The organism is Streptosporangium sp. 'caverna' (assembly GCF_003203775.1).
GTDB lineage: Bacteria > Actinomycetota > Actinomycetes > Streptosporangiales > Streptosporangiaceae > Streptosporangium > Streptosporangium subroseum.
Genome location: NZ_CP029711.1, coordinates 9,852,139 through 9,863,403 on the forward strand (window position 1 = coordinate 9,852,139; position 11,265 = coordinate 9,863,403).

The following is an 11,265-nucleotide window of genomic DNA, read 5'->3' on the forward strand; positions in this document are numbered from 1 at the left end:
CCATGTCCTTCACCTTCCATGTTCCTCGTGCTCGCGTCGCACTCGCGGCCTTCGCCTGTCTCGCGGGCCTGCTGGCCGGGTGCGGCACCGCGAATGAGGCGAGCAGTACGGCGAGCGACTCCTCGACCTCCACTTCCGGTTCGGCTTCCACCTCAGAGTCCGCCGGCACGGCCGACCAGAAGTACGACGCGTGGGAGGCCAAATTCCGGTCGTGTCTGAGCGAGGCGGGCTTCGAGCTTCCGAAGGGGGATGGACAGATCGACTTCGGCGACCGTCAGGACGCCTACAAGGTCGCGGAGGACGCCTGCCTGAAGAAGATCGGCAAACCGCCGACGGCCGATGACGGGCCCAAGCTGACCCCCCAGGAGCAGCAGGCCGTGAATCTCAAGAGGAGCCAGTGTCTCCGCGACCGCGGATACGACATCAAGGATCCCAAGCCTGGGGGCTTCTTCTGGCCCGCGTTCGTTTCGGATGCCGACGTGCAGGGGTGCCTGAACCCATGAAGCCCTCCGAACAGCAGGCGGAGCCGGTGCCGCGAAAGCGCGGCCGTGCCTGGGTCTGCTCGATCGCGGCCGTCGTGGCCATCGGTGCCGCCGTGGCGGTCGTGGTCACGCGGTCCGGAGGCGGTGCCGCCGAGGAGACCGGGCACAAACGGGTGGCGGGCACCGCTCTCGTCGAGCGGAAGACGCTCCAGGAGACCGTCACCTCGCCCGGATCACTCGGCTACGGCGGAGCGAGCGAGATCGACGCCGGACGCGCCGGCACGATCACCCGTCTGCCGCGAGAAGGCGGCAGGGTCAAGATCGGCGGCGTCCTGTACGCGACCGACAATCAACCCGTGGTGCTGCTGCGCGGCAGGCTTCCCGCCTGGCGCGCCTTCAAAAGCGACATGAGCGACGGACCGGACGTTCGGCAACTGGAACAGAACCTCCACGCTTTCGGCCACTTCACCGGAACTCCCGACACCCACTTCGACTGGTACACCAAGGCCGCGATCCTGCGCTGGCAGGATGCCCTCGGGATGAAGGAGACGGGATCGATCGACCATGGCCTGGTCGTCTTCGCTCCGGGCGAGGTGCGCGTGGCGGAGACCGTGGCAAAGGTCGGCGACCAGGTCGGGGCGGGCACCGCCGTGCTGAGACTGTCGGGGCTCACCAAGCTCGTTACCGCTGAGCTCGCGACCGCGAAGCAGGCTCTCGCCAAGGCGCGCGGCAAGGTGACCGTGAACCTGCCGGCGGGCAAGACGACGACCGGCACCATCTCCGGAATCGGTTCTCCCCGGCAGCAGAAGGGCGGCGACGGGAAGGCGATCGTCGTTCCGGTGACCATCACCCTCGACCACCCTGCCGCCACGGGGCGTCTCCAGGAGGTCTCCGTATCGATCGACTTCCCCACCGCCAGTCGCAAGAACGTCCTGACCGTTCCGGTCGCCGCGCTCATCGCCCTGCCGGAGGGTGGGTACGGCGTCGAGGTGGTTCGCGACGCGGGAACGACCCAGACGGTCGCGGTGAAGCCCGGACTGTTCGCCGCCGGCTCCGTGGAAGTGACCGGCGACGGACTCGACGCCGGGCAGAAGGTCGTGGTTCCGACACTATGAGCGATTCCGTCATCGAGCTCGACCAGGTGGTTCGCGACCACGGCAGTCCACCGGTGCGAGCGGTCGACCACGTGTCGCTGTCGGTCGCCCGCGGTGAATTCGTCGCCATCGTGGGACCCAGCGGCTCGGGCAAGTCAAGCCTGCTCAACATCATCGGCACCCTTGACCGGCCCACGAGTGGGCGTACGACCATCGACGGCCACGATGTCGACGCGATGAGCGACGCCGAACTCTCGGCGTTGCGCGCCTACCGGATCGGGTTCGTCTTCCAGCAGTTCCACCTCGCGGACGGGATCAGCGCGCTCGACAACGTCGCGGACGGCCTTCTTTACACGGGCACGCCCCGTGCCGAGCGGCGGCGCCGGGCGCAGGCGAGCCTCACCCGCGTCGGCCTCGCGCACCGCCTCGGCCACAAGCCCAACCAGCTGTCCGGCGGCGAACGGCAACGCGTCGCCATCGCCAGGGCGACGGTGTCCGATCCGACCCTGCTGCTGGCGGACGAGCCCACCGGCAACCTCGACCAGAGCTCCGGCGCGAGCGTGATGGAGCTGCTGCACGAGCTCAACGCCACGGGCACCACCGTCGTCGTGATCACCCACGATGTGCAGCTCTCCCGGCAGATGCCGAGACGGATCACCATCCGCGACGGCCGCGTCGTCGATGACGATCGGGAAGCGTCGGCATGAGGCGCGGCAACCAGACCGAGATACGCCGGTCACGCCTGCTCCGCTCCGACGTGTACCGCGTGGGCGCGTCGGGACTGAGCTCACGGCCCACCCGGGTCATTCTCTCCGCACTCGGCATCGCGATCGGCATCGCGGCGATGATCGCCGTCGTGGGCATCTCCACCTCCAGCCGGGCGAAGCTCGACGCGCAGCTGGCGTCGCTGGGCACGAACCTGCTGACCGTTCAGCCGGGTACGTCGTTCACGGGCGAGGACACCTCGTTGCCGGTCGAGTCCACCGGCAAGGTCGGACTGATCCGGGGAGTCGAGAAAGCCGGAGCGGTCGCCGCGCTGCCGGACGTGAACGTGTACCGGAACCGGCTCATCGACCCGGGCAAGTCGGGTGGCATCGACGTCCAGGCGGCCGGCCTCGATCTTCTCAGTCTCCTCGACGGCACCCTGCGCGAGGGAACATGGCTCACCGAGGCGACCGCGAGCTACCCCACCGTCGTGCTCGGCGGCATCACCGCCGAGCGGCTCGGCATCGTGAGCACGGGCAGTCAGGTCTGGCTTGGCGACACCCAGGTCACGGTCATCGGGATACTCGACGCCCTGCCGCTCGCCCCGGAACTGGACACCTCCGCGTTCATCGGGGAGGCGTTCGCCACCTCGCGCTTCGGCTGGGACGGCAAACCGACCGTCATCTTCGAGCGCTCGGCCGACGCCGAGGTGGAAGCCGTGCGCGACCTCCTGCCGCGCACGGTCAACCCGGAGAATCCCGAGAACGTGAGCGTTTCACGGCCCTCCGACGCTCTGGCGGCGAAGAACGCCGCGGACCTCGCGTTCACCGGCCTGCTGGTCGGGCTGGGCTCCGTCGCGCTGCTCGTCGGAGGCATCGGCGTCGCCAACACGATGGTGATCTCCGTACTCGAACGTCGCAGGGAGATCGGGCTGCGGCGCGCCCTCGGCGCCACCCGGGGGCACATCCGGACCCAGTTTCTCGCCGAAGCGCTCCTGCTGTCCGCACTCGGCGGCCTTGCCGGGACGGCCCTCGGGTTCGGAGTCATCGCGGTGTTCGCCGAGACGAACGGCTGGCCCATCTCCGTACCGCCCGCCGTGTTCGCCGGCGGCATCGGCGCGACCATGCTGATCGGGGCCGTCGCCGGCCTCTACCCGGCGATCCGTGCGGCGAGAACCCCTCCGACAGCCGCCCTGAACGGATAACCGTACCCGCGGCAGAAACCCCGTTCGTCCCCGCGTGGGAGGGGACGTATCGCGCCCCTCCCACGCGGCGGCCGAACGAATGCCATCGCGACGCGGCTCAGGCCACTGACGCAGGTATGCGCGTCTCCGATGTTCTCCAGGCCGAATGAATGCCATCGCGACTCAGACCTCTCACGCAGGCATACGCACCTCCGACGCTTTCCAAGCCGAACGAATGCCATCGCGACTCAGGCCGCTCACGCAGGCATACGCACCTCCGATGTCGATCAGGAAGGGAACCACTCATGGACATAAAGCTCGGCCCGCCATTCGCTCCGACCCGTCGGCACCCTGTCGTCACCCGCGGGAAGTGGCCGAGGCGCGTGCTCATCGCCGCACTGGCGATCGCCGTCACGGCCGGCCTCGGTTGGGCGGCGTTCGCCTTCGGCGCCCGATGGATGGGCACCGCTTCATTCACCGACGGATTCCCGGGGTGGGGCACCGGCCGCACCGTCGGCGTCCAGGACGGGTTCGTGCCGGACGGCGGGCACCTCTCTCCCCACGACACCGAACTGCCCGCGATCGCCAATCTGGACCCGAAGCTCCTGCACGCCGTACAGGAGGCGGCGGACGACGCGGCCGACGACGGCGTCGACCTGTTCCTGACGACCGGCTGGCGGAGCAAGGCGTACCAGCAGCGGTTGCTCGACGAGGCGGTCGTCAAATACGGCAGCGAGCGAGAGGCCCGCCGCTACGTCGGCACTCCCGAACAGTCGCACCACGTCACCGGCAAGGCGGTGGACATCGGTCCGACCGACGCCGACAGCTGGCTCAGCCAGCACGGAACCGACTACGGGCTGTGCCAGACCTACGGCAACGAGATGTGGCACTTCGAACTCGCCACGACGCCGGGAGGCGTCTGCCCCGAGATGCTCCCCGACGCGAGCGACGGCCGGTCGGCCCCAACGGAATAGATCTACGGCTGCGCCGTACGGCGCGCATCGAACGGCCGGCGGATCTCCATGGCCGCGATCGGCCGTAGTCGTCGAAGGAGGGCCGGAACTCACCGTCCGCGGGTGCTGTACGGCGGGTGTCGGCAGGTCCGATGGTGATCAGCGGCGTACGCCGGTAGGTCGGACGGTGATCAGCGGCGTACGCCGGTAGGTCGGACGGTGATCAGCGGCGTACGCCGGTAGGTCGGACGGTGATCAGCGGCGTACGCCGGTAGGTCGGACGGTGATCAGCGGCGTACGCCGGTAGGTCGGACGGTGATCAGCGGCGTACGCCGGTAGGTCGGACGGTGATCAGCGGCGTACGCCGGTAGGTCGGACGGTGATCAGCGGCGTACGTCGGTGGGTCGGACGGTGGTCAGGGGAGATCGGGGAAGCGTTCGACGTTGTCCTCGACCCAGGAGAGCAGTGACCCCAGGGGTACGCACGCGTCCCGTCCCAGGTCGGTCAGCTCGTACTCCACGTGCAGGGGGACGGCGGGGTAGATGGTCCGGGTGATCAGTTCGTTCTTCTCCAGCCGGCGCAGCACCGCCGTCAGGACCTTGGGGCTGATTCCGTCCAGCCGTGTTTTGATCGCGCCGAACCGGACAGGACCGGCCTCCAGGGCGCCCAGCGCCAGCGCGCTCCACTTGTCCGCCAGCAGATCGAGCACGAGCCGGCACGGGCAGCTTGCCGAGTAGACGTCCCGGGCCGCCTGCGGAATGTGGAAATGCGGCGTGGCCATGTTACTTCCCTTTGGATAGCAGGATCCGTTGCAGGTAACTAGTACCTGTGAAGTAGCTTGCCATAACGGACGTGCCGACGCCCAGCGCGGGTGCGCCGTACGGCCTGCGGTGCGGGGCTCAACGGGGAACGGGAACGGTCAGCGCGTCGTCATCAGTGCTGGGTTCTCCGCGTCCTCGGCGTGACCGTACTCGGCATGTTCAGTCGTGAGAGGAGATGGGGCCGATGGCGATGACGGCGTTGGACTACGAGGGCATCCGGCAACTCCTGGCGCGCTACAGCGTTGCGCTCGACCTTGGGGACGTGCCCGCCTTCCAGGCGTGCTTCGCGCCCGACGGCTACTTCGCCGAGACGGGGCTGCCGCTGGAGACACCCGAGGGGCGTTTCGAGGGGCGGAAGAGCATCGGCGAGTTCGCCGCGCACTTCATCGCGAACGCGCAAGGTCATATCCGGCACTGGTCGTCCCCGCCGTTGATCGAAGGCGATGGGCACGACGCGACAGGCTTCACCTTCCTGATGGTCCTGCGCCCGGGCTCGTCGCCCGGCACCGGCGTCATCCTGACCGGCGTGTACCGCGACCGCTACACCAAGATCGACGAGCGGTGGCACTTCGCGGCACGTGAGTTCACCGCCGATCCGCAGCCCGAGCATCGCGGCACCTCTTCGCGGGATCCGCTGGTCGCCCGTTTCGACGACTTCGTCGCCGGCCGATCACGATCCTGATCGAACTCCCCCACGTCAGGGTTCGGAAGCGCCCGGTCCGGCAGGGGGCTCGCGGTGCCATCGGACGGCCGATCACACATCTCGATCATGCGAACAGAACGCATGTCACCTGAGGCATGTCCCTAGATCTGAGGAGGTTGTCATGCCGCGACAGAACCGGTTGGGCAGGATCGGCATTTGGACCGGGGCCTGGAGCAACGCGTTGCGCGGCGACGGTCCGGCCGGCGCGGGCACGTTCGACGTGGCGGCCGAGCTGGACGCGCTGGGTTACGGCACCCTCTGGCTCGGCGGGAGCCCGGCCGTCGCCCACGCGGCCCCGCTCCTTGGGGCGACCTCCCGCATCACCGTGGCCACCGGCATTCTCAGCATCTGGGAGCACGAGGTCGCCGACGTCGCCGCCCAGCGGGCCGAGCTCGAACGGACCCACCCCGGACGCTTCGTCCTGGGACTTGGGGTGAGCCACAGCCACTTCACCGAACGGTACGAGCGTCCGTACGCCGCGATGCGGGAGTATCTGTCCGCCCTGGACTCCGCCCCGGATCCGGTGCCCGCCGAAGCGCGCGTGCTGGCCGCCCTCGGCCCCAGGATGCTGGCCCTGTCGCGGGACAGGGCCGCGGGCGCGCACCCGTATCTCGTGACCGTCGAGCACACCGCCCAGGCCCGCGAGATCCTGGGCGAGCACGCCCTGCTCGCCCCCGAGCTCAAGGTGGTCCTCGACCCGGACCTCGACAGCGCCCGCGCCACCGCGCGCGATTATCTCCGCTTCTACCTCTCGATGCCCAACTACACCGGCAACCTGCTCCGGCTGGGCTTCGGGAAGGACGACTTCCGCGACGGCGGCAGCGACCGGCTGGTGGACGCGGTGTTCGCGCTCGGGGACGCCGACGCCATCGCCGGAAGAGTCGCCGGTTTCCTGGCCGCGGGAGCCGATCACCTCGCGATCCAGGTGGTGACCGACGACCCCCAGCACGACCTGCCGCGCGACGCGTGGCGCCGCCTGGCCGAGACCCTTCCGCTGGCCGGCTGAGCACGGACCCGCTCCACGGCGGCACCCCGCCGTGGATCCATCAAGAACCATCATGAGGAGAACACGATGAGTGACACCCAGGAGAGCAAGGCCGCCATCGCCGTTGTACGGCGGAGCATCGAAGAAGTGCAGGGACGCGGCGATTTCGACGTCTTCGACGAGCTCTTCGCCGACGACTTCGTCGACCACACACCGCAGCCGGGCATCACCGCCGACAAGCCCGGCGTCAGAGTGCTGTACAGCGCGCTACGGTCCGCGTTCTCCGACTTCGATCCGGACATTCACTGGCAGGTGGCCGACGGCAACCTCGTGACGACATTCAAGATCTACTACGGGACGCACGCGGGCGAGTTCCTCGGCATTCCGCCGACCGGCCGGAGGATCCAGTTCGAATCGGTCGACGCCATGCGGGTGGTCGACGGCAAGATCGTCGAGCACTGGGGCGTGGGAAATCTCTACTCCCTCGTGCGGCAGCTCGGGGGGCTGCCCGACACGGGACAGTCGATCTAGTTAGTGCAAGGGAGATCACTCACGTGATCCGCCCCTGGAACACGCCCTAATCCTGGGCCGTGGGGCGAACGACGATGTCCCCCACGTCGACACCGTCCGGCTGCTCGATGGCGAAGGCGATGGCGCGGGCCACCGCGTCCGGCGGGATAGCGATTTTGTCCATCTTGTCGAGGATCTGGGCCTTGAGCTCGGGATTCGACATGGGCTCCGCGAAGTCCGTACGGACGAAGCCCGGTGAGACGACGGTTACGCGCAGGCTGTCGCCGGCTTCCTGGCGCAGGCCCTCGGAGATGGTGCGCACGGCGTTCTTCGTGCCGGCGTACACCGACTGGAGCGGAACGATGCGCAGTCCGGCAGTGGAGACGGTGTTGACGAAGTGTCCGAAGCCCTGCTCCCGGAACACGGGCAGGGCTGCCGCGATCCCGTACAGCACGCCCTTGAGATTGACGTCGATCATCTCCTCCCAGTCCTCGACGCGGAGGTCGTCCAGGGGGGAGATCAGGCCGACCCCGGCGTTGCTGACCAGGACGTCGATCTTGCCGAACCGGTCGCATGCCAGCTTGACGAGGCCGGACAGGTCCTCGCGCCGCTTCACGTCCGTGCGGGCCCAGGCGGCTTCACCGCCGGCCTTTTCGATGCGGGCGGCCAGGGCCTCAAGACGGTCCGGACGGCGTGCCCCGAGGACGACCTTCGCACCGCGCTCGGCGAGCAGAAGCGCGGTCGCCTCGCCGATGCCGCTGCCGGCGCCCGTGATCGCCACGACCTTGCCTTCGATTCCCAACATGATGGGCAGTCCTTCCGGAAGAGGAATGAGGGCAGATCACGCTCATGCCCTACAGTGAAAGTGGAGGCGCCGCCACTTCGTCCACACTAAGTGGCGACGCCTCCACTTAGCAAACGGAGAGAGGGAAGAGCCACTGATGGCCCGAGATGCAGGACGTCCACTGAGGGCTGACGCGCAGCGCAACCGGGACAAGATCCTGGCCACCGCGGTGCGTGTGTTCACCGAGGAGGGACTCGACGCGCACTTCGAGCGCATCGCCAGGGAAGCGGGCGTGGGAACCGGCACCCTCTACCGGAACTTCCCCACCCGGGAGGCCCTGATCGAGGCGGCCTACCGCAACGAAGTGGCCCGATTGTGCGACTCCGTCCCCGGCCTCCTGGCGACCATGCCGCCGCATGAGGCCCTGCGCGCCTGGACGCGCCGCTTCATCGACTACGCCACCGCCAAATTCGGCATGGCCGACGCCCTGCGAGCCGTCGTCGCCTCGGGCACCAACCCCTACGCCGACAGCCACGAGATGATTCAGGCGGCCCTCTCCTCGCTCATGGCCGCCGGTACCGCCGCCGGCACGATCCGGTCCGACATCCGCCCGACCGACATGTTCGCCGCTCTCGCCGGGATCGCCCTCACGTCGGCCAAGCCGGAGCAGCGAGAGCAGGCCGAACGCCTCCTCGACCTCACCCTGGACGGGCTGAGACCCGCCCGGCCACAGCTACCCGAAAGCTGACGTCGCAGCCCCGATCACCTCTGCCATACGCCCTAGTGCGGGGCGTGGCGAGCGTCCTCCACGTTGCCGAGTATGTGCTCCCGCCCCCATGCGCCGAGCGGCGCCAGTGCCTCGTTGAGCGAGAAGCCAAGCGAGGTCAGCGAGTATTCGACGTGGGGCGGCACCTCGTCGTACGCCTCGCGGTGCACGATGCCGTCCACCTCCAGCTCCCGCAGATGGGAGGCGAGCACCTTCTCGGTCACCCCCGGCAGCAACCTGCGCAGCTCACCGAAGCGGCACGCCCGTTCGTTGAGCGCCCAGAGGATCAGCACCTTCCACTTGCCGCCGATCACGTCCATCGCCGCGTCGATCCCGCATTCGTACGCCCCCGGCCTCCGCGCAACCGCCATGACCCACCCTTCCCACCTGCTCACTCACCCCAGGGTAACCACGCACTCCAAAGTGCGTACTTGATCGATTCGGGGCCTGCGACGAGTCTGACCAGCATGAATGACAACACTTTTGAGAAGTCCCGGCTCACTCTCCTCGGGCTCGGCGCCATGGGTACCGCGCTCGCCCATGCGTGGCTCGCCGCCGGGCATCCGCTGACCGTCTGGAACCGTACCGCCGGTCGGGCCGAGCCGCTCGCCGCCGAGGGCGCGACGGTCGCCGGCACGACCGCCGAGGCGGTGGCCGCGAGCGATCTCGTGGTGATCTGCCTGCTCGACGACGCCTCGGTCGGCGAGGCCCTGGCGGACGCCGATCTGACGGGCAAGGACCTGGTCAACCTCACCACCGGCACCCCCGCCCAGGCCCGCGCCCGCGCCGAGTGGGCCGAGGAACGCGGCGCCCGTTTCCTGGACGGTGGGATCATGGCGGTCCCGCCGATGATCGGCGCGCCGGGATCCGGCGGTTATGTCTTCTACAGCGGATCCCGCGCCCTCTTCGACGCCCATCACGGCACGTTGTCCATACCGGCCGGCACCAGGTATGTCGGGGAGGATCCCGGCTTCGCCGCCCTCCACGACGTGGCGTTGCTGAGCGCGATGACCGGGATGTTCGCCGGGGTCTCGCACGCCTTCGCCCTGGTCCGCAAGGAAGACCTCGCGCTGAAGGACTTCGCCCCGTTGCTCGTCGATTGGCTCACCGCCATGGCCCCCTACGCGTACGGGATCACCGGCCACCTGGAGAGCGGTGACTACACCGGGGGCGTGGTCTCCAACCTCGCCATGATGGTCGAGGGCAACGCGACACTGCTGCGCACGGCCGAGGAGCAGGGAGTCAGCGCCGAGCTGCTGACCCCGTTCATGGCCCTGATGGAGCGCCGCCTCGCCGACGGCCACAGTGATGAGGGCACCACAGGTGTGATCGACCTGCTCGCTCGCTGAGGGATGCCCCATGGATCTTCGCCTTCCCGCAACGAGGAGATCCGCGGGGAAGTCCGAGGTCGCCTCGCGCCGGTCGGCCTTCCGGCTCGGCCGGACTCTCCCGTCGTGGGAACGTCCATGCTGATGGTGTGAACGAGGAACACCTGCCGATCGGGCGGTTCGCGCGGCTCTGCCGGCTCAGCGTCAAGCAACTGCGTCACTACGACGAGCTGGGCCTGCTGCCCCCGGCGCACGTCGATCCGGACACCGGCTACCGCTACTACCGGCCCGATCAGGCACGCGACGCGCTGCTGATCGGCCTGCTGCGCTCTCTCGACGTGCCCCTGCCGTCGATCGGGCAGGTGCTGTCCGGCGAGACGGGCGTGCTCGGCGGCGTACGCGACCGCATGGAGGCCGACCTGGCGCGCCGCGAGCGCAATTTCGCCGCGCTCGAACGCATCCTCTCCCAGGGCCTGCCACGGCCGGAGGTGACCGTCGTCCGCGAGCCCGCCCGCCGGGTGGCCGTCGTACGGGACACCGCGTCGCCGGAGCGGATCGGCCCTGTCACCTCGGCGTGCATGACCCGGTTGATCGCGGCCGTGGGCGAGCCGAAGGGACTGTTGATCGGGCTGTTCCCGCTCGACCTCACCCACGAGGTCGCCGTGGCCGTCACGGTGGAGACGTCCGAGGACGTCCCCGGGACGTCCCCGGACGTCCTGCCGGGTGGCCTGTACGCCTCGGCGACCCACATCGGGCCGTACGACCAGATCTCCCTCACCGCGCACGCGCTGCTTGCCTGGGTGGGCGAGCGCGGGCACACGCCCGGCGGCCCGCTGCGTGAGGTGTACGTCTCCAACCCCGCCACCACGTCACCGGACCTGCTGGTGACCCATCTGATGATCAAACTGGAGGATCCGGAATGAACTGATGACGGCCACTCCTCAGGCGGAA

The 11,265-nt window shown here is 68.8% G+C and carries 14 protein-coding genes; 11 read left to right on the top strand and 3 right to left on the bottom strand.

The window, feature by feature from the left end:
* Positions 1–2 precede the first annotated feature (2 nt).
* From DKM19_RS42435 to DKM19_RS42455, 5 genes are all read left to right on the top strand, one after another.
* Entirely contained in the window at positions 3–503 is a 501-nt protein-coding gene (locus DKM19_RS42435; RefSeq protein ID WP_110704049.1) for a hypothetical protein, read from the top strand.
* Positions 500–1,597, top strand: a complete 1,098-nt coding sequence (locus DKM19_RS42440; protein ID WP_110704051.1) for an efflux RND transporter periplasmic adaptor subunit — start codon at positions 500–502, stop codon at positions 1,595–1,597. Before DKM19_RS42435 ends, DKM19_RS42440 begins: the two co-directional genes overlap by 4 nt.
* Entirely contained in the window at positions 1,594–2,283 is a 690-nt protein-coding gene (locus DKM19_RS42445; RefSeq protein ID WP_110704053.1) for an ABC transporter ATP-binding protein, read from the top strand. The genes DKM19_RS42440 and DKM19_RS42445 overlap by 4 nt, the downstream gene beginning before the upstream one ends.
* Positions 2,280–3,485: an ABC transporter permease gene (locus tag DKM19_RS42450; RefSeq protein ID WP_110704055.1), complete on the top strand. Its 1,206-nt coding sequence runs from the start codon at positions 2,280–2,282 to the stop codon at positions 3,483–3,485. The genes DKM19_RS42445 and DKM19_RS42450 overlap by 4 nt, the downstream gene beginning before the upstream one ends.
* A gap of 362 nt (positions 3,486–3,847) precedes the next feature.
* The gene (locus DKM19_RS42455; RefSeq protein ID WP_239513892.1) at positions 3,848–4,438 is read left to right on the top strand and encodes a M15 family metallopeptidase; all 591 of its coding nucleotides are present in this window, start codon (positions 3,848–3,850) and stop codon (positions 4,436–4,438) included.
* 394 nt (positions 4,439–4,832) lie between these two features.
* Here the strand turns inward: DKM19_RS42455 and DKM19_RS42460 are convergent, their stop codons facing one another.
* Positions 4,833–5,198: a helix-turn-helix domain-containing protein gene (locus DKM19_RS42460; protein ID WP_110704059.1), complete on the bottom strand. Its 366-nt coding sequence runs from the start codon at positions 5,196–5,198 to the stop codon at positions 4,833–4,835.
* Between the two features lie 224 nt (positions 5,199–5,422).
* Between DKM19_RS42460 and DKM19_RS42465 the strand changes: the two genes are divergently transcribed.
* The 3 genes from DKM19_RS42465 to DKM19_RS42475 all read left to right on the top strand — a co-directional run bounded on the left by DKM19_RS42465 (position 5,423) and on the right by DKM19_RS42475 (position 7,457).
* Positions 5,423–5,920: a nuclear transport factor 2 family protein gene (locus DKM19_RS42465; RefSeq protein WP_162642180.1), complete on the top strand. Its 498-nt coding sequence runs from the start codon at positions 5,423–5,425 to the stop codon at positions 5,918–5,920.
* A gap of 142 nt (positions 5,921–6,062) precedes the next feature.
* Positions 6,063–6,947 (top strand): LLM class F420-dependent oxidoreductase, encoded by an 885-nt coding sequence (locus tag DKM19_RS42470; RefSeq protein ID WP_110704063.1) that lies wholly within the window; start codon positions 6,063–6,065, stop codon positions 6,945–6,947.
* Positions 6,948–7,013: 66 nt separating this feature from the next.
* On the top strand, positions 7,014–7,457 hold the full coding sequence (locus DKM19_RS42475; protein ID WP_110704065.1) for an ester cyclase: 444 nt from the start codon (positions 7,014–7,016) through the stop codon (positions 7,455–7,457).
* Positions 7,458–7,503: 46 nt separating this feature from the next.
* Here DKM19_RS42475 and DKM19_RS42480 read toward each other — a convergent pair whose 3' ends face one another.
* Entirely contained in the window at positions 7,504–8,241 is a 738-nt protein-coding gene (locus DKM19_RS42480; protein WP_110704067.1) for an SDR family oxidoreductase, read from the bottom strand.
* Between the two features lie 136 nt (positions 8,242–8,377).
* Between DKM19_RS42480 and DKM19_RS42485 the strand changes: the two genes are divergently transcribed.
* Positions 8,378–8,968, top strand: coding sequence for a TetR/AcrR family transcriptional regulator (locus DKM19_RS42485; RefSeq protein WP_110704069.1), 591 nt, complete (start codon positions 8,378–8,380; stop codon positions 8,966–8,968).
* 32 nt (positions 8,969–9,000) lie between these two features.
* On the opposite strand, the gene DKM19_RS42490 is transcribed toward DKM19_RS42485, so the two are convergent.
* Entirely contained in the window at positions 9,001–9,357 is a 357-nt protein-coding gene (locus DKM19_RS42490) for a helix-turn-helix domain-containing protein (protein WP_110704071.1), read from the bottom strand.
* Between the two features lie 96 nt (positions 9,358–9,453).
* Here DKM19_RS42490 and DKM19_RS42495 point away from each other — a divergent pair, with 96 nt between their 5' ends.
* Positions 9,454–10,335: an NAD(P)-dependent oxidoreductase gene (locus DKM19_RS42495; protein WP_110704073.1), complete on the top strand. Its 882-nt coding sequence runs from the start codon at positions 9,454–9,456 to the stop codon at positions 10,333–10,335.
* A 128-nt stretch (positions 10,336–10,463) separates the two neighbouring features.
* Positions 10,464–11,237: a MerR family transcriptional regulator gene (locus DKM19_RS42500; RefSeq protein WP_110704075.1), complete on the top strand. Its 774-nt coding sequence runs from the start codon at positions 10,464–10,466 to the stop codon at positions 11,235–11,237.
* Positions 11,238–11,265: the final 28 nt, after the last annotated feature.